The 23,450-nt window shown below is 50.0% G+C and carries 20 protein-coding genes; 19 read left to right on the forward strand and 1 reads right to left on the reverse strand.

The window, feature by feature from the left end; all coding sequences use genetic code 11:
* Window positions 1-234: 234 nt before the first annotated feature.
* Both JW814_05720 and JW814_05725 read left to right on the forward strand, forming a co-directional pair.
* Window positions 235-3,336 (forward strand): hypothetical protein, encoded by a 3,102-nt coding sequence (locus JW814_05720; protein ID MBN2070937.1) that lies wholly within the window; start codon window positions 235-237, stop codon window positions 3,334-3,336.
* A gap of 100 nt (window positions 3,337-3,436) precedes the next feature.
* On the forward strand, window positions 3,437-4,357 hold the full coding sequence (locus tag JW814_05725; protein MBN2070938.1) for a PorV/PorQ family protein: 921 nt from the start codon (window positions 3,437-3,439) through the stop codon (window positions 4,355-4,357).
* On the opposite strand, the gene JW814_05730 is transcribed toward JW814_05725, so the two are convergent.
* Window positions 4,354-5,076 (reverse strand): UDP-2,3-diacylglucosamine diphosphatase, encoded by a 723-nt coding sequence (locus tag JW814_05730; protein ID MBN2070939.1) that lies wholly within the window; start codon window positions 5,074-5,076, stop codon window positions 4,354-4,356. The two genes, JW814_05725 and JW814_05730, sit on opposite strands and share 4 nt — an antisense overlap.
* A 106-nt stretch (window positions 5,077-5,182) precedes the next feature.
* Between JW814_05730 and JW814_05735 the strand changes: the two genes are divergently transcribed.
* The 17 genes from JW814_05735 to mgtE all read left to right on the forward strand — a co-directional run bounded on the left by JW814_05735 (window position 5,183) and on the right by mgtE (window position 23,437).
* Window positions 5,183-5,542 carry a hypothetical protein gene (locus JW814_05735; GenBank protein ID MBN2070940.1) on the forward strand — a complete coding sequence of 120 codons (360 nt, stop codon included), beginning with the start codon at window positions 5,183-5,185 and terminating at the stop codon, window positions 5,540-5,542.
* A gap of 526 nt (window positions 5,543-6,068) precedes the next feature.
* Window positions 6,069-6,932 carry an RNA polymerase sigma factor RpoD/SigA gene (locus JW814_05740; GenBank protein ID MBN2070941.1) on the forward strand — a complete coding sequence of 288 codons (864 nt, stop codon included), beginning with the start codon at window positions 6,069-6,071 and terminating at the stop codon, window positions 6,930-6,932.
* A 194-nt stretch (window positions 6,933-7,126) separates the two neighbouring features.
* Window positions 7,127-8,044: a M23 family metallopeptidase gene (locus tag JW814_05745; protein MBN2070942.1), complete on the forward strand. Its 918-nt coding sequence runs from the start codon at window positions 7,127-7,129 to the stop codon at window positions 8,042-8,044.
* A gap of 119 nt (window positions 8,045-8,163) precedes the next feature.
* Entirely contained in the window at window positions 8,164-9,522 is a 1,359-nt protein-coding gene (locus JW814_05750; protein ID MBN2070943.1) for an N-acetylmuramoyl-L-alanine amidase, read from the forward strand.
* A gap of 15 nt (window positions 9,523-9,537) precedes the next feature.
* Entirely contained in the window at window positions 9,538-10,554 is a 1,017-nt protein-coding gene (locus JW814_05755) for a hypothetical protein (protein ID MBN2070944.1), read from the forward strand.
* Window positions 10,555-10,568: 14 nt separating this feature from the next.
* Window positions 10,569-11,489 (forward strand): PhnD/SsuA/transferrin family substrate-binding protein, encoded by a 921-nt coding sequence (locus JW814_05760; protein MBN2070945.1) that lies wholly within the window; start codon window positions 10,569-10,571, stop codon window positions 11,487-11,489.
* An 85-nt stretch (window positions 11,490-11,574) separates the two neighbouring features.
* A complete protein-coding gene (locus tag JW814_05765) occupies window positions 11,575-11,970 on the forward strand; it encodes a VanZ family protein (protein ID MBN2070946.1) in 396 nt (131 codons plus the stop codon).
* Window positions 11,960-13,228 carry a histidine--tRNA ligase gene (locus JW814_05770; protein ID MBN2070947.1) on the forward strand — a complete coding sequence of 423 codons (1,269 nt, stop codon included), beginning with the start codon at window positions 11,960-11,962 and terminating at the stop codon, window positions 13,226-13,228. Before JW814_05765 ends, JW814_05770 begins: the two co-directional genes overlap by 11 nt.
* Window positions 13,229-13,235: 7 nt before the next feature.
* Window positions 13,236-15,029 carry an aspartate--tRNA ligase gene (aspS, locus tag JW814_05775; GenBank protein MBN2070948.1) on the forward strand — a complete coding sequence of 598 codons (1,794 nt, stop codon included), beginning with the start codon at window positions 13,236-13,238 and terminating at the stop codon, window positions 15,027-15,029.
* 126 nt (window positions 15,030-15,155) lie between these two features.
* Complete coding sequence (locus JW814_05780; protein MBN2070949.1) at window positions 15,156-15,449, forward strand: hypothetical protein; 294 nt, start codon at window positions 15,156-15,158, stop codon at window positions 15,447-15,449.
* 26 nt (window positions 15,450-15,475) lie between these two features.
* Window positions 15,476-16,186: a LysM peptidoglycan-binding domain-containing protein gene (locus JW814_05785; GenBank protein ID MBN2070950.1), complete on the forward strand. Its 711-nt coding sequence runs from the start codon at window positions 15,476-15,478 to the stop codon at window positions 16,184-16,186.
* Between the two features lie 85 nt (window positions 16,187-16,271).
* Complete coding sequence (locus JW814_05790) at window positions 16,272-17,303, forward strand: PhoH family protein (protein ID MBN2070951.1); 1,032 nt, start codon at window positions 16,272-16,274, stop codon at window positions 17,301-17,303.
* Window positions 17,296-19,587 (forward strand): HDIG domain-containing protein, encoded by a 2,292-nt coding sequence (locus JW814_05795; GenBank protein MBN2070952.1) that lies wholly within the window; start codon window positions 17,296-17,298, stop codon window positions 19,585-19,587. The genes JW814_05790 and JW814_05795 overlap by 8 nt, the downstream gene beginning before the upstream one ends.
* The gene (gene ybeY / locus JW814_05800) at window positions 19,535-20,002 is read left to right on the forward strand and encodes an rRNA maturation RNase YbeY (GenBank protein ID MBN2070953.1); all 468 of its coding nucleotides are present in this window, start codon (window positions 19,535-19,537) and stop codon (window positions 20,000-20,002) included. The genes JW814_05795 and ybeY overlap by 53 nt, the downstream gene beginning before the upstream one ends.
* 18 nt (window positions 20,003-20,020) lie before the next feature.
* Entirely contained in the window at window positions 20,021-21,268 is a 1,248-nt protein-coding gene (locus JW814_05805; GenBank protein MBN2070954.1) for an HlyC/CorC family transporter, read from the forward strand.
* Window positions 21,269-21,360: 92 nt separating this feature from the next.
* Window positions 21,361-21,993 carry a DUF502 domain-containing protein gene (locus JW814_05810; protein ID MBN2070955.1) on the forward strand — a complete coding sequence of 211 codons (633 nt, stop codon included), beginning with the start codon at window positions 21,361-21,363 and terminating at the stop codon, window positions 21,991-21,993.
* A gap of 91 nt (window positions 21,994-22,084) precedes the next feature.
* Entirely contained in the window at window positions 22,085-23,437 is a 1,353-nt protein-coding gene (gene mgtE, locus JW814_05815; protein ID MBN2070956.1) for a magnesium transporter, read from the forward strand.
* Window positions 23,438-23,450 lie beyond the last annotated feature (13 nt).

Here is a 23,450-nt window from a genome sequence, read left to right on the forward strand (position 1 = left end):
GGTTTCCGTTACCCGGAAGGTCGACCAAAGGGGAGAATGAAGAATGCAATTGTCGAACAGGGGCGGCAAGAGGACTTCATTCTCCCCAGACTTTTTATATAGCTTGCAGAGTCGTTATTACTTCATTATCATCCAGTACTTATGAAGAGAATCTTATATCTTGTAACAGTCGTTTTATTGATTTCGAATATAATATTCCACCGGGATTGCCGGGCAGGGAGGGTTGTCTCGGCTGTGGACCTGTCGGTTCCCGATTCACGCGTAAAACCGGGGTATTTCCAGAGGAGGTCGCTTGGCGGTCTCACCTCCGCTTCCGTTGAAACGGTTGATTCTCTGAAGGTCCTTTTCATCCGGGTATCCTTTTCAGATGCCGATTTCCTTCCGGGACACCAGTCAGGTTATTACGAGAATGAGCTGAGGCATCTGGCGGAATATTACCGCGGGGCCTCGATGGGCAGGTTCGCCCTTGATTATCACCTTGCCCAGGAGGTGATACGGCTACCATTCGACGAAAAGTATTACGGGCAGAACGATCCATGGGACCTGCGCGTGCCGGAGATCATGATGAGCGTCGTCGATTCACTCGATTCCGCCTATGATTTTTCGATATGGGACAGTTATGCCATTATTCATACCGGCCAGGGAAGGGAGACCGATTTCCTCGGTAATTCCCAGGATCAACTCTGGTCAGGATTCATAGATCCGGAGGATATCGTCCTTCTGCTTGCCGACACGCTCGGCACCACTGGGATCCCGACTGATGACGGCGGTCCCGGCACCACCTTTTTCATAGACAATATCATGGTACTTCCGGAAGAGGCGACCCAGGACGGTATAATATTCGGCTCGCTCGGGATATATGCCTACCAGATAGGAAAGAGGCTTGGAATGGTCTCCCTGTACGACACATCGCCATCGGGTCACCCCGACTCCCAGGGTATAGGGGCTTTCGGCCTTATGTCGTACGGCCTGTATAACGCGAACGGATTCGTTCCGGGATTCCCCTGCGCTTTTCAGAGGTTGCTGATGGGATGGGTAGAGGCGGTCGATATCACGGAAGGGTCCCGTGTCGCTCTTACCGATATCAACTCGAGCCTGCCTGGAGATACCGCTCTTGTCAGGATCTTCTCAGGGCCGTCAGAGTATTATCTCGTCGCCAACAGGCTTCACGATTCCGATCTCGACATGAAATTCGATTTTATCGATCTCAACGGGAACGGGGTGCCTGAGAATGAAGATACTCTCAGGGGTGCGGAATTCGATTTCTATACCACAGGCACTACCGATCTGATCGAATATATCGATGGTGAGAAATTCACCAGGACCGGAGGTGGCATCAAGATCTGGCATATCGACGAGCGTGTGATTGCCGACAGGCTTGCGGCGGGAGATGGGATCAACGACGATCCTCATCTTAAAGGGGTCGATCTCGAGGAAGCGGACGGTATCCAGGATATGGACAGGCCGGGAGGCAAATATGCCTATGGAAGCTTCCTCGACTCGTTCAGGGAAGGGGTAAGGACTGTTTTCGACCCGGCGAGCCTTCCTTCGAGTTCGAGGAACAGTGGTATAGCTTCAGGGATCTCGATCAGTTCGATCTCCGCCGCTTCACGAAGGATGACTTTTGACATCGAATTCGATCATCCAGATCCTGGCGAGACCGCCATGATCGAAGGGGATATAGAGGCCTGCGCGCCGGTCGCCGCGGATATCTATGGAAATGGTCTGAAAACGGTTTTTATAGCGGCAGGGGACGCGGGACGAGGTATCATATACAGCCTTGACGACCCAGCCGGCGAAGAATGGGCCGGTTCGATCGAGATATTCGCTGTGATCGACAGTGTCCGGTGGACCGGTCCACCCGTATTTGCCGATATCGACGGAGACTCGCAACTGGAGATGATCATTACATCAACCGAAGGCGCGGTCCATCTTTTCGAATCTGACGGTTCGGCTTTTCCTGTCGATATCGACGAGACTCCCGGAAGCCTCGATCTGGAGGGAGATCTGGTGACGATGCCGATCGTTATCGATTACCCGGGGGATCCCTATTCAGAGGTCGCTGTCTTCTCATCAGACCAGGACAGTGTGTTTCTCTATCTGATAGGTATGGATGGACCATTGACCGGCGCCAGGAGTGCCGGTCCGGGAGTCCTGGCGCAGGCAGTCCGGGCGGGGAGGCTCGTTTCCCATCCTGCCAGGGGCCTCGCCGATGCCGGAAGTGTCACGGAATCTGAAGGATTGTTCATTGTATGCGCGGCAGATGCCGGTCTCGAGGCCTGTTATTATCCGCTCCAGGACCTTTCCGCCGCTGTCATCGCCGGTGTGCCAGGCAGGCCCGTTCCATCCTCGATGATGACTATATCATCCGGTGATATAGACAGAGACCGATATGACGAGGCGGTAATCCCGCTTACGGGGACAGGGCTTGTCTATTTCGATCCATACCAGGCTGCGGGAACGGCCTGTGGAACAATTCTCATATCTTCGTCAGTCTCGACAAATCCCTCATCAGCAGCGCTTGCCGATATCAATGAAGACGGGATCCTCGAAACGATCATAAGGGATTCGGAGAATATTCATCTATTGAGCGGGTATGGCTCTGAACTCTCGCACTGGCCGGTGAAAGTGCCCGATGAGATGATCAGGCTGGAAAACGGAGGTGTTCCGGCCCAGCCTCTTTGCGCCGATCTTGATGGAGACGGAGGGCTTGAGTCGTTGTTCAATATCGCCGGCGTCTGTCATCTTCTCGACGGCGAGGGCAGATCACTCTCCGGCTGGCCACTCACGTTCTGTTCAACAGGAGAGGCTACTCCTCTCATACTCGCTCAGGGTAGCGAAACCTGCCTTTTCAACACGTCGGGTATCAGCAGGATTGAACCGGGTTCCGCCGGCAGCGTCATAATAGACAAACCTTTTTCGGAGCTGTCAAGATACCGGTTGACCTCAGCTTGCTTTCATGAAGGGGAATGGATCGCTTTCAGACGCGATAGCGGAGGTTCGGGCAGGCAGCAGGAGCCGTCAGGTTCCAGCCAGGCCGGCAGCATGGTGGATGAAAGTTCCTTTATCTGTTATCCGAATCCTGTCACCAGGGGAGAGGTGAATATCAGGATCCTGATCTCCTCGCAGGCTGATGTGACTGTCAGTATCCTCAATCTTGAAGGCGAAAAGGTGCGCTCGGTCGAAAAGAAGCATGACTGGCCTGTTGGAACGGTACCTTTCGAGATAAGGATACCGCTGGAAGGGATATCCAGCGGTATATATATATGTCATATGGAAGTCGCCGCTGAAGGAAAGAATTGGAAGGGCGGCAAAAAGATAGCGATAATAAGATAGAATTTCCGTCACGGAGGCATCAGGTCATTTATCAAAGTTGACCGGCAGGCGGGAATAGATTAAAATACAGTAGACCCGGATCAGTCCGATTGGAGGAAAGATGCTTCGCCGAAAAATTCTTGCAGCAACAGTCATTATTGTCTCCCTGGCCTCGGCCGTGACAGCGGGAGAACCAGGAACCAGCGGTTTTGTCTTCCTGAGGCTTGGAAATGGAGCCAGGGCAAGCGGCATGGGCGAGGCGTTCACCGCTGTCTGCGATGACGCGACCAGTATCTACTGGAACCCGGCCGGGATGGCGGCAGTCGAGGGTGTCGAACTCAACGTCACACACTCGGAATGGTTGATGGATATCCGGTTCGAGCAGGTCTCGGTGGCGAGCGAAGTCTATGGCGGAGTAGCGGGACTGGGATTCACGGGTGTCTACTATGGTGAACTCGACAGGTACGGCGATTCTCCTTCGCTTACTCCGGATGGTACTTTCGCTCCTTACGACCTCGCCCTTTCCGCCGGTTATGCCAGGGATATAATACCCAACCTCTCTGCCGGGATAGCGGCGAAACTGATATATGAGAAGATCGACTTCGAATCGGCTACAGGTTATGCCATCGATTTCGGCGTTACACATAGATCGAGGATCGAAGGATTGACTATCGCCGCTTCGATGCTTAATCTCGGTCCCCAGGCGAAATTTGTGGAAGAAAAATTCTACCCTCCCTTCCAGCTCAGGATCGGGGCTGCCCATCTCTCTGAAAAAGAATGGTTGCGGGGAAGCCTTGTTCTCGCCGCAGACGCGGTTTTTCCAAATGACAGCGGATCGAAATTCCATACCGGCCTGGAGTATCTTTACCACAACCTGCTCGCGGTCCGGTTGGGATACAAGAGCGGATACCATGTTCAGGGTGCGTCAATGGGGTGCGGGATCATCTACAGGAATCTGAGGTTCGATTATTCCTACTCGGCGATAGCCGATGACCTGGGTGATGTTCATCGTTTCTCGATAAATCTCTTTCCTTCGCTTTAGAATGATTCAAGGGAAAAGCGCCCGTCCTCAAGCCGAAGATAGCTGGAATGTTCTACCCAGTCCCCGAGTATGATAAAAGTCCTGTCGTCATAACGGCGCAGGAGCGGCATATGGATATGTCCCATGATAAAAACATCGTTCCCGTTATTGAAGCAACTATCTTTCGCGAGGGATGATACCTTTTCGGCGAACAACCGGGTCTTCCTGTGAGTGATTGATTTGCTCGTTATAGAGAATCTTCCGGCGAAGGAGTAAAGCAGATCGGGAGGAAGGAGTTTTGCCAGTCTGATGACCAGCCGGTTCCTGATCAGGGCCTTAAGAGCCTTGTAACCATGATCACCAGGCATAAGCATATCGCCATGAGTCATCGTTATCGAGTGTCCCTGGATCGTTTCAGTCGTCTCCTGACCCAGAATCTCGATCCCGATGACTTCAGGGAGAAAATTTCCAAGCCAGAAGTCGTGGTTCCCTCCCGTCATGAATATCTTCGTCCCCGAGCGGGACAATTTGAAAAAACCTTCCAGGATATCGTAGTAGAATGAGGGAACAGCGTGCCTGTACTCAAACCAGAAGTCGAATACATCGCCGAGAAGATATATCCTGGAGATACCGGCGCAACTCTCCAGAAACCTTAGAAAGCGCCGCCGTTTTTCTCTTTCCTTTTCATCTCTGTTACGGTTAAAATGCGTATCGGAAACGAAAATAACTGTGTCGCTCAATGAAACTTCTCCCGTTGAATTGCGTTTAATGATATATGTCAGAGAAGAAGAGTTTTTACAAGATAAATCAGATACCTCGCGTCTCTGATATGAAAGGAGTATCAATATGGAACCTTTATGGGACAGGGTAAAAAAGAACCTGGTCGAATGGTACGGGACGGCATACGACAAAACCGATGAACTTGCAAGAATAGGGAAGAAAAAGATAGAGGTTGCCGGTATCAACAGGACGATCGAGAAACATCTCTCGGAACTGGGCGGCAGGGTCTATGATCTCGTCAACGAAAAAGGGCACAGGGGCAACAAGACTGTAGACGACGAGATCGTAAAGAGGATCGTCGATGAGGTCAGGGAGCTCGAGGTACAATTAAAGCTCAAGGAAGACGAGATAGAGACGATAAAGAAAGAGAGGGCTCCCGGACACTACGAAGGCAAGGAAGAGGAGCCGGAAGAAAAGGGAAATTAATTCCCGGTTTGTCGTAGTGGCAGCTGGGCAGGGTAATTTACGAAGAGATACCGGAAAATTTTTCCCTCATCTCAATCTTGCGCATGATTTTGGATTAGAAAAAGGAAGAAATAAACAGAATATTAATGTAATTCAAAGAAAAAGAGTTGAAACTCGGTATATTCTGGATATTCAAGCCGAGGCTGGCAATTTTAAGCTAAATTAAACTCTTGACAGCAGTCTGGATATGGTGTAGAATTTGCACTGTAGTTGAATGGTGTCAGGATTAGCAAAGAACTTGAAGGAAGGATGCCGTTAGCCAACTGTACCTTCTGTTGAACCCCACCTGATAGGAAATTAATTACATCGCTGGTTTTCGTGGAGAATAAGTATGCTGAAAGTATCACTTTCTCAGGGACCGGCTGGCAACAGGAAGAAGGTTTAACAGTGAAGGTGGCAGAAGGACAGGGCAGGTCTGCAGGCGGCGATCACCTTTACATAACGGCCTGATAAAAGGATCATATCAGGCATCAGGAGATGTTTAAGAATGTATCCGGAAGGAAAAGATAACGATTACATGGGAGAGAAAAGTCTCGACCTGTATCTGAAGGAAATCAACAACACTTCTCTGCTGACGAGGGAGCAGGAACGTGATCTCGCTTGCAGGATCAGGGATGGTGAAGAGACTGCCTTGCATGATCTCGTCAAGGCGAATCTGAGATTCGTTGTTTCGATCGCAAAGCAGTATGTCAACCAGGGATTATCTCTTGCCGACCTGATCAACGAGGGGAATATGGGCCTGATCAAGGCGGCAAAAAGATTCGATGAAAAACGCGGATTCAAGTTTATTTCTTACGCCGTATGGTGGATAAGACAGGCAATGCTTCAGGCTCTTGCCGAGCAGTCACGTATAGTCAGGCTTCCCCTGAACAGGGCAGGCACGCTCTACAGGATCGGGAAGGTGTCGAGGCAGCTGGACCAGGAACTTGGAAGGACTCCTGAAGTCGAAGAGATCGCCGAGAAGCTGAATCTCTCGAATGAAGAGGTCAGGGACACGATGAAGATAGCAAACAGCCATCTTTCACTCGATGCTTCGTTCAATAACGACCAGGAAGAGAATTCGCTCGTAGATTATCTGGCAGATGAATCACAGGATTCTCCCGATGAGATGACATATGTCAACGCTTTAAGCGACGATATGCAGAAAGCGCTAGGGACTCTGACAGATCGTGAAAGAACTATCCTCAGCCTATACTTCGGTCTTGAGGGGGAGGAGCCTCTGACTCTGGAGGAAATTGGTAAAAAAATGAACCTGACTCGCGAAAGGATCCGCCAGATAAAGGAAAAATCGATCACCAGACTCAGGCACAGCACAAGAAGCAAATATCTCAGAGGATACGTGCAGGAGTAGATCTGATAGCAGGTTACAGCTTCAACATACAGGGCGGGGAGATTTTCTCCGTCCTGTATTTATATCTTCCAGTCAATCTGGAACACCCTTTGCAACGATCAGAAAAGTAATTATCTCTTGACAGCAGGACGAGGTGGATATACTTTCACCCCGATGTTTTCCTGCAAGATTCGGGTAAGGCCCTGAAAGGGATCATGGACAGGTATTTCACATTTCTCTACGTCCGCAGAGGTAACGCGGGAGTCAAATCGATAAAGATCAGGAGGACTCTGGCGTTCTCAGCGGGCATCCTGCTTGTTTCCTTCTTTGTCACTTCGATGGTACTGACTGTCAGATATGCCGATATCAGGACTGATTCAAGGAATATGGAATCTCTGAAAAGTGAAAACGAGGAGCTTATCGAGCGGTTGAATCACTTTGAACTGGAAGTTGATCAATTGAAGAACCGGATGAACGTCAATTTCGAGCTGCAGAACAGGGCAAGGCTGATGGCCAATCTCGATCCTATCTCTGAAGATGTCTGGCAGGTGGGAGTCGGTGGCCCCGAACCCGGTCTTCTGGACAGGGAACTGAAAGTCACGGACGTACTGTTTTCCGGTTTCGAGGATGATATATCAAGAATCGTCCGGCAGTCGCACCTTCAGAGGGAAAGTTACGGCGAGATCATTGATATTCTTGAAAAGGAATCGGACCTAAGGAACTGTACACCTTCGATAAGGCCTCTGAACGGCGGATTTCTTTCCAGCAGGTTTGGTAGAAGGATGGACCCTTTTTCAGGGAGGATCGCTTTTCACAAGGGTGTCGATTATTTTGCCAGGTCCGGAACGCCGCTGATGAGCACGGCCGATGGAGTGATCACTATGGCGAAAAATAACGGGAGTATGGGGCTTACTATCGAAGTGAATCATGGGAATGGTTTCATGACGAAATACGCCCACCTTTCCAAGATCCTGGTTAAAAGGGGACAGCGGATCAAACGTGGTGAGATAATAGGTCTCGTTGGAAACACCGGAAAATCTACCGGTCCGCATCTTCATTATGAGGTGATATTCAGGAAAACGCACAGGGATCCTCTTCAGTATATAATTCCAGAAGGCATTTATTTCGATTGACCGGTCAGTTTTATCCAATCAGCCCATATCTGTTTTTTCTTGTCAATTTCAGAAGATACAAATAGACTGGGACAGATGGTATGTGACCGGTATTTCTTCAGTCGCGAAGGGCAGGCGGTTTGACGGGAAGAAGAGAAATAAGATTCATACTGGCTTTCATCACGGTGGTTTTTATGACCCTGGGTGTCGCCGAAATTTCCGGCGATGTTTTGCCCGCCTCAAGACTGGTGCAGAAGATACGGTATTATTCGGGACCTGACAGGACGCGAGTCGTCCTTGACCTCAGCCGGCCATGTGATTATCAGGTCAGTGAGCGCAAGGATCCTGACAGAATAGTGATCGATATCCCTTCGGGAAGATTTTCCCCCGGTGTAAAAAAGACGATCGTTGATGATGGCGTCCTGTCACGTATAAGGATCAATGATCTCAGGCAAGGCGCCCAGGTCGTTCTTGATCTGCGGGGGATTACTGAATACAAGTATTATTCCCTTGGTCCTAATTCTGTCCATCCAGACAGGATAGTGATAGATCTTGTAAAACCGATATCAAATGTCGAGAGACTGGAGCGCAGGGCGAAAGTCGAGGAAGTCGCCAACAGTGGAGATATTATTGTTATAATTGATCCAGGCCATGGAGGCAGCAAACCGGGGACATCATCGAATAACGGATTGCTCGAAAAGGATATTGCTCTCGATATAGCCAGAATGACCAGGGACGCGATAGATTCGTACAAGGGTTTCCGGGCGATATTGACGCGAGAGGGAGATTATGATGTCGGCCTTGCCGACCGGATAAAGATAGCGAGGAATCATGGCGGCAGATGTTTCGTCTCGATACATCTCAATTCCGTGAGGTCGTCGACTCCACGGGGATCAGAGATCTTTTATCTCTCTGTCGAGGGGGCAAGGGACGAGAATTCCGAAGCGCTGGAGGAACGGGAGAATATGATTCTGGAGATGGGTGAGGAGGGGGAGATGCTTAACGATGATATTGAATGGATCCTGGGCGACTGGGGCAGAAAGGAAGCGATGGCCCAGAGTTTTGCCCTTTCGGAAGCTATTGCCGGAAAGATGAAACAGGTCGGTTCGATCCCTTTCAGGGGGATCAAGCAGGCGAACTTCGTCATACTGAGGAATCTGCAAAAACCGTCGGTCCTGGTCGAGATCTGTTTTTTATCGAACAGGAAGGACGTCTCCCTGATAAGGAAAGAGAAGGTCAAAAAAGAGGTTGCCGAATCGATCGCATCCGGTATAGTCGAATATCTTCTGGAGAATCCTCCCGAGGGGAGCGGAGTATCTCCGGCGAAGATGCTTACTCATACCGTCTCAAAAGGCGAGACCCTGGGGTTGATAGCGAGAAAATATGGAACAACAGTCAGAGAGATATGTGATCTCAACAGGATAGGAAGCGGCGCGACGATCAGGCCGGGACAGAAGATCAGGGTGATCCGAAAGATGATCCGGACTACAGGTTCGTAATCAGCGGGGTGACAGGTGAATTACGAGAAGATTCGAAACTCTTTGATAAGGAATCCGGGTGCAAAGATAGCTTCCCTCGTGTTTGCTGTCCTTCTGTGGTTTCACGTGACTGCGCAACAGGGAGAGAATCAGTCGTTCCGCGTACCGCTGCAGCTGACCGGTATCCCCGACAGCCTGACAATAATCCATGATGTACCAAAAGAGATCGAAGTGACTATAAGAGGGCCGAGAAGCAAGCTGCTCAAACTCAGGTTGCTTGGACGGCTTAAGGCTGTAGTGGACCTGTCGATCGCCAAGAAGGGGAGAGAGAATATCCTTCTTTCACCGGGGATCCTGAATCTCTCCGAGGACTTTGATCCAAGGGATATTACCATCGATCACCCCAAGACACTCAGTCTGAATTTTGAACGGATCATAAAGAAATCGGTTCCTGTAAGGATAGCTTACAAGGGGGGAGTACCGGATAATATAGTGATCTCCGGGACTCCAGTAATCATTCCCGCGAGGGTGGAAGTCAGAGGCGCGTCAAGTATCATCAGCGCGATCGATTTTCTTTCAACCAGAGAGATCGATATCCGCAACAAGAGGGGAAAGATATCTGAAGAAAGCCAGCTGATGCTGGGAGGAAGAGAGATAAATATCGTACCTTCAGTAGTATTGATCGAGATGGAAATATATAAAAGGATCGTGAGGACCCTTGCGAACATTCCTCCGACACTTCTGCAGGACTATTCCGATCTTTCGGTCCAGTATTCTCCAAAGACAGTTTCTTTGACGATCGAAGGTGCCGAAGAGATCATCAAAAAGGTCGTTGTAGATGATGTTTCGGTAATTCTGAATATTATGGCGAGAGAGCCGGGTAAATACCAGATAGTACCCGAGGTCATTGTGCCGGGCGGGATAGAGAAGTATTTTCTCGATACGGACATGTTTGAAATAACCATATCCGAACCGGGGAAAGAGACCCAGAGAGATCCGGCCGGACCGGGAAAGAAACCCGGGGACGGCACGACCGGGAAAGAAAAACGATGACGGGGGATCGGGGAATGGATCAAAAAAGGGCTTCATCCCGCGGCAGAAAGGGCTCAAGGGTCTTCTGGATCAACTTTTTTTTATATTCGATCGTGATCCTTCTTGCCTCGGCCGCGTATTTTCTTAAACCTGACTATATGGCTCACGTGCCGGTCCGTATCGGGATAACAGCTTGCGATTCCGTATTCGCGGCCCCGATCCTCGACAGGTATTCCCGACTGGTAAGAGAAAAGGGAGGAGGGGATATAGCATGGTTCTTTTTTGGCGATGATGAAGAACCGGCCGGGTGCGATTTCTACCTGATGACCTCTCCTCAAGCGAGAGTCGCTGTGAATTCGAAGCGGATGAAGCTCTCTCTCGCCGCCTGCGCGACCGAGGCCAGAAGCCATTCGGTCGGAGTCGTGATAACCAGGAAAGGAACAGGCATCGATCAGCTTTCAGGAGGGAAATTCATATTTTCCTTCAGAAATTCCGCCTCCGGATTCCTCTCCCCGTTAAAGGCTCTTGCCGACCATGGGATAGACCTCGATACAGATTCTGATGATATAGAATTTACCGGATGCCGTTCGTGTGACGAAAGGATAGTCTACGGAGTGTTATTCGGTGAATATGTGGCCGGCGGGATAGATCTTGACAGGTTCAAAAGGATCGAATCCCTCGGGTTTATGAAAAAAGGGGAAGTCTCGATTCTGCTTACCGGTACGCCGGTCCCTCACGAGATATTCCTCCTCTCCTCGACCCGGATCGAACGCTGGAAGGAAAAAAGGTTTATTGACAGGCTTCCCGCGATTACAGCCGGAGCCCCGGCTGACATAAAGAACGATCTGAGATCGATCGGAATAGCAGCGTTTATTCCAGCCGGGGAGAATTCACTGGATTTTCTTGATCGATTTTCCGATTCTACGGGAACGGGATCGGATCACAGTATACCCTGACTGCCGGCAGGGATATTCTGACAGGGGATGCGGGCCGGAGAACTTTTGCCGGCCTCGATTGTAAAAAGGCGAATCAGGTGCGATGATGAATTCAAGAATAAGAAGATGGTTTCCGTTTTTTGCGTGGATAGCATTAATTTTCGGGGCGTCCTCCATTCCCGGTGGCGTGACCAGGGGAGTAGATCTCCCGACTGACGCCGACAAGCTCATTCACTTTTTCGAATATCTGGTTTTTGCTGTTCTATTCTATCGTGGGTTAAGTTACGATAGCGGAAGGGTGAACCTGACGATCACTTTCGTCGTAATAATGACTGGAGGAGGGATCGCGGGTCTTGACGAGATGTACCAGAGTTACATACCGGGCAGGGATTCCAGTTTTCTGGATCTTGTGGCTGATTTTACAGGCGTTGTCGCCGGTTCGATCTTCGCGACGGCAAAGCATGTTTGGACGATAAAAAGGGGCAGACGGGATGAAATTTAAGAGGCCAAGAGGGACGCAGGATATATTTGGGGAGAGGATGGACAGGTGGAGGATGATGGAGGAGAAACTGGCGGCAACAGCCAGGAGTTACGGATACAGTGAGATAAGGACTCCGGTATTCGAGATCTCCGATCTTTTCATCAGGGCTGTCGGCGAAGGAAGCGATATCGTCTCGAAAGAGATGTACACGTTCAACGATAAAAAAGACAGAAGCCTCACGCTCAGGCCCGAGAACACTGCTCCGGTGATGCGTGCTTTTCTTGAGAACGGACTTCACAGGAAAGGCGGTATCACGAGATTCTTCTATATCGGACCGATGTTCCGCTACGACAGGCCACAGGCGGGAAGATTCAGGCAGTTTCACCAGTTTGGAATAGAAGCCCTTGGTTCTTCAGATCCTTGCATAGATGCCGAGATCATCGATATGAGCCTGAGGATATACGAAATATTCGGTTTCCGGTCTCTTGAAGTAAGGCTCAACAGCGTCGGATGTCCGTCATGCAGGCCTTCATTTATCGAGATGCTCCGATCAGAGCTGAAAGATCACAGGGACGATCTCTGTGACAACTGTTCCGAGAGAGCGATAATCAATCCCCTTCGTATCTTCGACTGTAAGGATTGCCATAAAGTAAAAAAAGCGCTTCCGGTAATAACCGAGAACCTCTGTGAAGAGTGCGCGTCCCATTTCAACCGGTTGCAGAAGATCCTGACCGGGATGAAGATCGCTTTTATCGTAGATCCTCTTCTTGTCCGGGGTCTCGATTATTACACGAAGACAGCTTTTGAGATTCTTCAGCCGGGAGACGGGGCGCAGAACGCGCTCTGCGGGGGCGGCCGGTATGATGGCCTTGCCGAAGACTGCGGCGGCCCGTTTATCCCCGCAATCGGATTCTCGGCTGGTATGGAGAGGCTGCTGGACAATATTCCCGAAGATGCCGGATCTGTCGATGCCGCGACAGCGATCGACCTGTTCCTTGTCGTTCCCGATGAAGCTGGAAAGGTGATGGCGATGAAGGTTGCTTCGGATCTGAGAGATGCCGGGTATTCGGTCGAAGTCGAATTGTCTGGAAGATCGATGAAAAAACAGTTAAAAGCCGCATCGGAATCGGGAGCAGGTTTTACGCTGATAACGGGGACGCAGGAGATGGAAAAAGAAAGTGTCACGGTAAAGGAAATGGTGACGGGAGAACAGGATCTTGTCCCTTTATCACAGATATCGCAATATTTAGAAAGAGGAAGGAAAAAGAATCTTGATTGAAAGGAAGATATACCATTATAGCGAGCGATGGGGACGTACGTGCGGGTGCGGAGAACTTTCACGCGATGATGTGGGAAGATCGGTTGCTCTTGCCGGGTGGGTGAAGAAGGTCAGGGAATTCGGAGATCTTACCTTTGTCGATCTGTGGGACCGGAGCGGAATTGTGCAACTGACGGTCGAAGTATGTAACCCCCCGGTACATGACCTTTTCAGATCTCTGAGAGCTGAGGATGTGATCGCGGTGAAGGGAAAAGTAGCCAAGAGGCCGGCCGACATGATCAATGAGAATATGCCGACCGGTGAAGTCGAGGTCGAGGTGGATGGCGCCGAATTGTTTAATCGAAGCAAGGTCCCTCCCTTCAACGTGACAGACAGGGGAAAGGCGAACGAAGACCTCAGGCTGAGATACAGGTATCTCGATCTGAGGCGCGATTCAATGCAGGCGAATCTCAGGCTGAGGCATGACCTCTCTCTGAACGTCCGAAACTTTCTTTCCGAGAACAGATTCCTTGAGATAGAGACGCCGATGCTCGTAAGGCGCACTCCCGAAGGAGCAAGAGACTACCTCGTCCCAAGCAGGTTGAGGCCTGGTAAATTCTACGCTTTGCCCCAGTCTCCGCAGTTGTACAAGCAGATACTGATGGTTTCAGGGTGCGACCGGTATTTCCAGCTCGCGAGGTGTCTCAGGGACGAGGATCTGAGAGCTGACAGGCAGCCGGAACATACACAGATCGACATAGAGATGAGTTTCATCAACGAAGAGGATGTTTTTGATATAGCCGAACGATTGATGCAGAGAGTATTTGAAAGGGTCCTGGGCGTAGACCTGAAGATCCCCTTTGCGAGGATCGACTATGACGAAGCGATGCTAAGGTTCGGGAGCGACAAACCCGATCTGAGGTTCGGTCTCGAGATCCATGATTGCACTGATATCTTCCGCTCGAGTTCATTCAAGGCTTTTTCATCGACGATAGAGGATGGAGGGGTCGCCAGGGGGATCTCTTTCGAGAAAGGGTCTTCATTTACCAACAGCCAGATCAAGAAGCTTGAAAAGACTGTCAAGAGCCATGGCGCGGGCGGACTCGCGTGGCTCAGGGTAGATAAGGATGGAATCACCTCACCGATCGGGAAATTCCTTTCCAATGAGGAAAAGGAAGGGATTACAGATCTTTTCGGGCTTACCGGGGGAGACTCGTCACTTATTCTTCTCGTCGCCGGAGAGAAGGGGGTCGTCGAGAAATCGCTGGGGCAATTAAGAGTCGAACTCGGATCGGCTTTCCTCACGGGCGAGACGAGGGAATTCAACTTTATCTGGGTGAAAAGATTTCCATTGTTCGTGCGCTCGGAGGAGGGTGCCTGGGAACCTGCCCATCATATATTCTCGATGCCTCTTGAGAATGATATCGATCGAATTGAAGATGACCCTGGAAGTATAAGGGGCCATCTCTACGATCTGGTATGTAATGGGACAGAACTCGGGTCGGGTTCGATCCGTGTTCATGACAGGTCACTGCAGGAGAGGCTGTTCAAGGTGATAGGGATCGAAGATGAAGAGGCGCAGCGGAAATTCGGATTTCTTCTTGAAGCGTTCGAATACGGTGCCCCTCCTCATGGCGGAATAGCGATAGGGGTCGACCGGCTCGCGATGATAATGAGCGGGGAGAGTTCCATAAGGGATTTTATAGCCTTTCCAAAGACGCAGAGCGCGACCTCCCTGATGGAAGGGGCCCCTTCGGAAGTCGAGGAGAAGTTGCTGCGGGAGTTGCATATAGAAGTAATCAAAGGGAACGATGAGGAGTGATCGGGTATTTTCAGGCATGTCTTTTGCAATGGAATACTTTTGAGGCTTTTTACTTGACATAATAGCACCCCGATATTAAAGTAACGTTAGGTCAAAAGAATGTAATTGCCGGGAGGAATATAAGTTATGAAATTGACTGGGAAGGTATCCATAATATTGCTTCTGCTGGTTTTGGCTGCGGGGACGAATTTCAGCTGCAAACCGGCTCCCCCATGTGGAACAAGTCTTGTCACCCTGGATGAGACGAGGCTCGACGCCCAGACCTTTGAGAAAGAAGAAGCTGAGACGGGTAAAAGCGTCGATGAACTGCAGGGAAAATTGACAGCGAAAGAGCAGGAGATAACAAAGATCAAGGACGATCCTGCCAGGCTTCAGAAAAAACTTCATGAACTTAAAAAAGGCAGCGGCCGGGATGATTAAGAGAAGATTTTCCAAGGAGAGACTGAATGTTTGGTAAAAAAACTATGGTAATATGGGTTTTTGTCCCGGTCATCCTGATTTCTGCCGCTGGCTGCAGCCGGTATTCGCCTAGCCCGATAGATATCTCAGCTGGCGAATATTATGAGGATGAAGAGTATCAGAAGCTGTCAAAGAAGGACAGGAAAGAGTACTGCCTGAAGCTGGCCGGGGAACTCGAATCACTTCAGACAAGATCATCAGATGCCCAGGCCCAGTTGAAACAGAACAGGGATGATATTACAAGGCTTACGCAGGAACTGCGTACCGCCGAGCGTGAGTATGTCAACCTGACGACTCAGATCACTGAGTTGAACGGACAGATATCCGCTCTTGAAGCGTTACCGAAAGAATGGAAGCTTGTCTATGGGGAATGTCTCTGGACTCTGGCCGGGTACGAGCAGATATACGGGGATCCGTTGAAATGGACGAGAATCTGGAGAGCAAACTTCGATATGATCGAGGATCCTGACTGGGTCCTCGCCGGTTGGACCCTGACTATTCCCCGGCACTGGCCGAGAAAGTACAAGGTCGCTCAGGACGACTGGCTTGCCAGGATAGCAGGATACTGGGAAATATATGGCAATTACCGCAAGTGGCCTGTGCTTTTTGAAGCTAACAGGAACCAGATCAACGATCCAGATCTGATCTTTCCGGGTCAGGAGATCGTTGTACCGCGGGATGCATATCCGTCGGAATGAAACAGACGGTAGAACAACGACTTATATCGTAAACTCTTGGTCCGCCAAATGTGGGCCAGGAGTTTTCTATTAAAGGGGACCAGGTTTGAAACATAAGACAAGAAAGCGGATCCTGTCGTTCGCGGGAGTGGATCCTGTCCGGTTGCTCGGAGTTAAAGACAGGAACCTGAAGATAATTGAGAATAATTTCGATAAAAAGATCACTGTCCGTGGAGAAGAGATACTTCTGAGCGGTTCAGCGGAAGAAGTGGAGGAGATCTCGGCCATACTGGAGACGCTTATCAGGATCGCCGGAGAAGGAAGGGAAGTATCGGAGGGAGATGTCCTGTCCGTCATCCGCGGGGGAGAACGGGAATCGGAAAAGATCGGAACCCTTGAGGATACGGTGATATACTATTCTCCACTGAGGCGAAGCAGCATCACGCCGAGAAGCGTCAGGCAAAAAGAGTACGTTGACGCGGTCAGGGATCACGATGTAGTCTTTGCCATAGGGCCAGCAGGGACGGGCAAGACGTATCTTGCCATAGCAATGGCGCTCGACGCTCTGAAAAGGGGAGAGGTCGAGAAGATCTACGTATCCAGGCCCGTCGTGGAGGCGGGGGAGAATCTCGGTTTTCTTCCGGGCGACCTGCAGGAGAAGATCGATCCATATATCAGGCCGATATTCGATGCTCTTGCTTATATGATAGGCAAGGAAAAGGTTCAGAAAATGATCGATTCAGGAGTGCTTGAGATCGCTCCACTCGCTTATATGAGAGGCAGGACTCTGAATAACGCATTCGCTGTTCTTGATGAAGCGCAGAACAGCACGATCATGCAGATGAAGATGTTTCTGACCAGACTCGGCATCGATTCAAAAACAGTGATTACGGGAGATATAACCCAGATCGACCTCGCTGACAGAGGAAGGTCGGGTCTTGTGGCGGTGAGAGAGATACTTGAAGGTGTCGAAGGGATAAAATTCGTCACTTTTGGAGAAGAGGATGTAGTCAGGCACCGGCTCGTCCGGAGAATAATCAGGGCTTTCGCCCGGATGGATCCGGACAGGAATAGCGGCCCGGCAAAGGCTGGCAGCTGCGATGACGTATCTTCCGCGATGGAGGAGACCGATGAGTGAACAAAAAGGCGGGGAGGGAGAGAAAGGAAAGATATCAGGTATTCTTGAACGCCTGAAGGCGGTCTTTCCTGATAATATTCATCTCGACGGCAGAAGACTGTCGATTGCCTATCTGCTCGTTTTTTTAGTCATTTCGATATTTCTTTTTCCACCGACAAGAAAAAACAAGGAAATACAATACTACGAAGGAGATATAGCCAACACCGATGTGATAGCTCCCTTCACTTTTGCTGTTCCGGTAAGCGAGCAGGAAAAGGAGATCAACAGGGCTAAAGCGGCAGTCGGAGTCCCACCGGTCTACAGAAGGAATGACGGGGGGCTTCAGAACCTTCCGGGAGACCTCAAGGGTTTTATGGCGAGGATCGCCAGGATTACGTCGATCGACACGCTGTCGGATGAAGAAAAGATCTCACATATCAGGGAGGCTGCCCCCGTTCTTAGAAGAGATGATGTCAGCATCCTTCTTTCCAGAGAAAAAAGAGACAGGATCCTTCAGGAGGGATTGAGACTTCAGCAATCGTTTTTTGACGGTGGGATAATAAATGACGATACGCCTCTCAGGCGGCGGGATTATCCGCATATAACGGTGATAGCGGACGATGAGGAGAAACTTGTGCCATCCTCACCGCTGGTCAGGCAGAGCGACCTGGAATCGGTGATTCTGAACGACGCGGCGAAAATATTCAGAAATGACGAAAAGACAGTAAAGATATTCTACAATATCCTCAGATCGCACCTTATGCCTAACCTGATATTCGACCTGGATGAGACGAGGCTGCGGCGTAATAATGAAATGGATAAGGTTCCCGAGGCTTTCACCGTATCTGAAAACCAGAGGATAATCGCCAAACATGACAAGGTCACGGGAAAACAGGTCGAGATCCTCAAGGTCCTCGAGGCGAACAGAGCACGCCTTGAGCTTGAGACATCCTTCTGGAAAAGGGTCGGAGTATATGCCGGTAAAATAATGAAGATCCTTATCCTGACGATCATCCTGTGGGTCGCGCTTATGAAGTTCGACCGGAAGGTCGTGACCGAACCGGCCAGGCTGACTCTTGCCTTTATAACGCTTCTTTTCTTTCTTCTCCTTATGGCGCTCGTTACGAGGCTTTCATTTCTCGATCCGATCCTTATTCCGGTAGCTTTCGTTCCGCTTGTCATAACAGCTTTCTTTGGTCTTCTTACCGCCATGATATTCAGTCTTTTTACTTCATTCATGCTTATTACGCATTCCGGGTTTCCATCCAGCCTGGTCTTTATATCTCTTCTGGCCGGAGGAGCCTCGATCATAAGCATCTCCCAACTGAGGGAGAGGAAAAATTTCTATTCCATCTTTCTCTACGTCTCGATGGCGTATATCGCGGGAGTGACAAGTTTCGCCCTTACCAACAGCACGGGGATAAGAGAATTCCTCCTTGGGGCGCTCTGGGGGATAACAAACGGGTTTGTCTGCACAATACTGGTTATGTTTCTTCTGCCGATCTTCGAATCGCTTTTCAACGTCACGACGAATTTTTCCCTGATGGAACTGAGCGATCTGAACCGGCCTCTGCTGAAAAAACTTATCCTTGAGACGCCAGGCACATATCATCATTCCCTGCTTGTCGGGAATATGGTCGAAGCTGTCGCCGAGGAAGTAGGAGCAAATGGACTGCTCGCCAGGGTATCGGCTTATTATCATGACATAGGCAAACTGGCGAAACCGGAATATTTTTTCGAAAACAAGGGGGACAATCTAAACAAACACGAGAAACTTTCGCCGACGATGAGCGCGCTGATCCTCGCCTCCCACGTCAAGGAGGGAGTCGAACTGGCAAAAAAGGAGAAACTTCCCGGTGTCGTGATCGACGCGATAAAGGAACATCATGGGACGACCGTAATGGCCTTCTTCTACAACAAGGCCCTTGAATTCGATTCTCACGACAGTGTCAATATAGATGATTTCAGATATCCGGGGCCAAAACCCAGGTCAAAAGAGACAGCATTGATAATGCTGGCTGATTCAAGCGAAGCAGCGGCAAGATCGTTGAAGGAACCGACAGCCACGAGGATCAGGGCAATCATAAGCAGGATATTCGAGACGAGGATGAATGACGGGGAACTCGACCACAGTGGCCTGACGCTGAACGATATCTCCGTAATCAAGGAGAGATATATCGAGTTCCTGATAAGATTTTTCCATCCGAGGATATCGTATCCGAATCAGGAGGACGACCAGAAAGAGCCGGACAATGAAAACAGTAATAAGCAGTCATCCGAGAGCCAAGGGAAAAAACAGGTTTGAAAAAGCAGCCGGAGAGATAAAGGCGGTGTCTTCCCTGTTCAGACCGGTGGGAAAGTGCGTCGGGATCAATCTGATCGGCGAGAAAAGAATGGCCCGTTTCAACAGAGACTACAAGGGTCGAAAGGGAGCTGCCGAGATATTGACCTTTGTCTATCCGCCCGATGACAGCCTTATCTCATCTGAAGAAGAGGTCTCCGCGGAGATATTTCTATGCTGGAAGAGGCTGGAAAGAGGAGCGAGAGCTAGGAAGGTCCCGCAGAAAGCATATCTGTTGAGGCTGGTCGTGCACGGATTGTGTCATATTGCCGGGTATACTCATGACTCGCGGGAGGATGGGCTCAGGATGGAAAAGGAAGAGATGAAATATCTCGGCAAAGTCCTTCCTTCTGAAGTCGTCGCAAGGCTTTTCGATTGACAGGCACAGGGAGTAACGATGCGTTTTGAGATATTGCCATTGATGATCGTCCTGCTTTATATGGTGGCGCAGTTTCTTGTCGCGGGAGGAATATCGTCATTCATCATCATCTCGCGCATGCACGTCGACAAGCTTTTCCCGAAACATGAAAAATGGACGGCGTGCCCGCGCCGGATGCATGACGACAGGTTGCATCTTATACTGGTTCTCGCCGGGTTCGAAGCGGTACTGATCGTTTTTTCCGCGATCTCCCTTCCGGGATCGGTGGCAGGAATAATAAGGCCGTCGGGGGCTGCTTCTTCAGCGCCTGGAATCATCCAGTATATTGTCTCCGGGATCTTGATCTTCATCTCACTCATAGCCGGAACGGGAATGGCTTCAAAGAATCCGGAAAGGATAGCTTATATAGTCTCATATCCTGTTTTCCCGTTCATAATGATCCTCAAACCGATCACCGTGGCCTTTTTAAAAGGTATCGGTTCGTTCTTTCCGGGGATTCCCCGGGAAATGGCGTCATTGCTCTTTCTGATCCCCGATTCGCAGGAAAGCGGAGAGGGATTCATCGAAAAAAACGGCAGTATGCTGATGCACAGTATCGTTGAATTCGGAGAAAAAAAGACTAGAGAGGTGATGGTCCCGAGGATCGATGTCTTTTCCGTAGATTATCATCTCGGCCTCGACGAGATAAGGGAGAAGGTCACCGAGGCGGGGCATTCGCGTGTTCCCGTCTATGAGAACAGCATAGACAGGATAATAGGCATCCTCTGCGTAAAGGACCTCGTCCAGATCTCTGAATCCTCAGACAGTCACAGGTCTTTGAAGGATCTTCTCAGGGAGCCTTATTTTGTACCTGAAGGAAAGAAGATAGACGAACTGCTCCGGGAATTTCAGAAAGAAAAAAAGCATCTTGCCATAGTAGTCGATGAGTATGGCGGCACTGCAGGCATTGTGACTCTTGAAGATATTCTTGAGGAGATCGTGGGTGAGATCAGGGATGAACACGACCATGAGGAGCCCCTTATCCATCAGACCGGGGAAGGGGAGTTTGTGGTCGGAGGGCGTATAAACCTCGATGATCTGGAGGAAAGGCTCGGGATATCGCTTCCGTCAGATGAAGTCGATACGCTGGGCGGATTCCTGTTCGACCTGATAGGCAAGGTGCCTGAAGAAGGAGAAAGAATAGAATATGAGGGGATCGGATTCATGATCAAGGTCCTCGACGGGCAGAGAATAATGGAAGTAGGGATCAAGCTGCCGGAAAAATGAACGTCGTTGTGGCTGTCCGGGAAGAGAGGCCTGGTCCTGATGACAGTAGGCCTCGCCACTGGTCCAGTTTTTAGAGTGAGGAAAAACCGATTATGGCATGGCTGAGAAGAAAATTTTTTACCGGGATGATCATTCTCCTACCCACTGTCCTTACGGGGTGGATCCTCTACCGGATATTCGTCTTCGTCGATAATATATTAGGGCCGATCGTCGAGCGATATCCTTTCCTCGATATTCCGGGACTGGGGTTCATAGCGGTGATACTGCTTATTCTCGCCGCTGGAGTATTTGCCGGTAATTTTATCGGCCGCAGTATAATCGAGATGGCCGAGGGCGTACTGACGAGGATACCGCTGGTCAGCAGGATGTACACCGCTCTGAAGCAGATAAGCGAGGTCTTTCTCAGGCATGAAAGGACTGTTTTCAGCAAAGCTGTCCTGATAGAGTATCCCCGCCGAGGAATATTCGCTGTCGGGTTTGTAACCTCGGACTGCGTTGTTGCCGGGCAGGATGGAGTGAAAACAAAATATCTTAATATCTTCATGCCCACGACCCCCAACCCTACTTCCGGTCTTTTCCTGATGGTAAGATCGGACGAGGTCCTTTCAATGGATTGCTCGGTCGAGGAAGCGTTGAAGATGGTGATATCGGGAGGAGCAGTCCTTCCATCAGGCGGGATATCAAAAGGATCGTGCGATCCGCCCGGCGAGAAAATTCCTGACTGATACGCCTCTGCCGCAATAAACCTTGACTTGACAGGCATTTCGTTTCATTCTGAAATTTCTTAATATTGTAACCTGGCAAGGTGTAGCGGACATGACTAAAAAATATGAAGATATAGTCGAGAAGTTGATCGAGCTTTATGAATCGGATGATTCCAGGAAGGTCGAGTCTGTGATCGAAGGGATGAGGGATGCCGATCTTGCTGATATCCTTTCCTCGCTTCCCGAGGACCTGTGGATCTTTGTCTTCAGGGAGATGGATATCGATACGGCAAGCGAAGTCCTTTCCCTTGTCGACGAAGGAGTGGCCAGAGGTATCCTTGCCAGACTCGAAGCCGAAGAGATAGTTCCCCTTGTAGAGATCATGGCGAGCGATGATGCCGCTGATATAATAAACCTGTTGCCGGATGAGAAGGCGCCGACTGTCCTTCGCAGGATCAGCCGTGAGGATTACGAGGATGTCAGCGAGCTTCTGAAATTCGACGAAGAGACTGCCGGCGGTCTCATGGCCAGGGAACTTCTGACCGTGAACGGCGGTATGAAGATCTACGATGTTAAAGCATTGATAAGGAAAAAAGCTGAATATATCGAAAATATTCAGAACATATATGTTGTTGACGCCAATGAAGTACTTCTTGGAAGCATTCCTCTCATCAATCTTCTTGTGGTCGATTCGAATAAACGGGCCGATGAGGTGATGGAAAGTGACATAGTGACGGTAACATCTGATACCGATCAGGAACAGGTGGCTGCGATATTCTCCAAGTACGATCTCTACACACTTCCCGTGGTCGACAGGGGTGGGAGGCTGGAAGGCCGGATCACCGCTGATGACATCATGGATGTGATCGAGGAGGAAGCTAACGAGGATATAACGATGATGGCCGGAACAGGAGAGGAAGAATTCTGGGAAAGGTCATCTTTTAAACTCTCAAGGGCAAGACTTCCCTGGCTTCTGACCGGATTGTTCGGAGGGATAGCTTCCGCTTTTGTGATGAATAATTTCAAGGAGTCTCTCGAATCGGTACTGACACTCTCTTTTTTCATCCCGGTCATCACTGCAATGGCGGGTAACGTAGGGATCCAGTCCTCGGCTATAGTGGTTCGTGAGCTTGCCGTCGGCGGGATCAGTTTTGGCCATACCAGCAGCAAATTGCTGAGAGAACTGAAGGTCTCCCTGATAAACGGGTTTGTTCTTGCCTCGATACTGATGGTAATAATCCTCGCGTGGCAGAGAGATTACAAGCTCGGAATACTTCTCTGGCTCTGCATGTTTTTCATTATTTGCTGGTCGACTGTCATGGGCGCGATGATTCCTCTGCTGCTGAAACGACGGAAGATAGATCCCGCCCTTGCTACCGGCCCTTTTATTACGACCTCTAATGATATCCTCGGCATATTGATATACCTTGGAATTGCCACCCTGTTTCTGGACTGGCTCGGATAGAGGGCAAACCCCG

Source organism: Candidatus Krumholzibacteriota bacterium, from assembly GCA_016932415.1.
In the GTDB taxonomy this organism is placed as follows: Bacteria; Krumholzibacteriota; Krumholzibacteriia; order Krumholzibacteriales; family Krumholzibacteriaceae; genus Krumholzibacterium.

What these genes read in the sequence shown, in the direction of transcription:
- JW814_05725 (MBN2070938.1), top strand. Translation starts at nt 3,437, where the DNA reads ATGCTTCGCCGAAAAATTCTTGCAGCAACAGTCATTATTGTCTCCCTG.
- JW814_05735 (MBN2070940.1), top strand. Translation starts at nt 5,183, where the DNA reads ATGGAACCTTTATGGGACAGGGTAAAAAAGAACCTGGTCGAATGGTAC.
- JW814_05740 (MBN2070941.1), top strand. Translation starts at nt 6,069, where the DNA reads ATGTATCCGGAAGGAAAAGATAACGATTACATGGGAGAGAAAAGTCTC.
- JW814_05745 (MBN2070942.1), top strand. Translation starts at nt 7,127, where the DNA reads ATGGACAGGTATTTCACATTTCTCTACGTCCGCAGAGGTAACGCGGGA.
- JW814_05760 (MBN2070945.1), top strand. Translation starts at nt 10,569, where the DNA reads ATGGATCAAAAAAGGGCTTCATCCCGCGGCAGAAAGGGCTCAAGGGTC.
- JW814_05765 (MBN2070946.1), top strand. Translation starts at nt 11,575, where the DNA reads ATGAATTCAAGAATAAGAAGATGGTTTCCGTTTTTTGCGTGGATAGCA.
- JW814_05770 (MBN2070947.1), top strand. Translation starts at nt 11,960, where the DNA reads ATGAAATTTAAGAGGCCAAGAGGGACGCAGGATATATTTGGGGAGAGG.
- JW814_05780 (MBN2070949.1), top strand. Translation starts at nt 15,156, where the DNA reads ATGAAATTGACTGGGAAGGTATCCATAATATTGCTTCTGCTGGTTTTG.
- JW814_05785 (MBN2070950.1), top strand. Translation starts at nt 15,476, where the DNA reads ATGTTTGGTAAAAAAACTATGGTAATATGGGTTTTTGTCCCGGTCATC.
- JW814_05795 (MBN2070952.1), top strand. Translation starts at nt 17,296, where the DNA reads ATGAGTGAACAAAAAGGCGGGGAGGGAGAGAAAGGAAAGATATCAGGT.
- ybeY (MBN2070953.1), top strand. Translation starts at nt 19,535, where the DNA reads ATGAAAACAGTAATAAGCAGTCATCCGAGAGCCAAGGGAAAAAACAGG.
- JW814_05805 (MBN2070954.1), top strand. Translation starts at nt 20,021, where the DNA reads ATGCGTTTTGAGATATTGCCATTGATGATCGTCCTGCTTTATATGGTG.
- JW814_05810 (MBN2070955.1), top strand. Translation starts at nt 21,361, where the DNA reads ATGGCATGGCTGAGAAGAAAATTTTTTACCGGGATGATCATTCTCCTA.
- mgtE (MBN2070956.1), top strand. Translation starts at nt 22,085, where the DNA reads ATGACTAAAAAATATGAAGATATAGTCGAGAAGTTGATCGAGCTTTAT.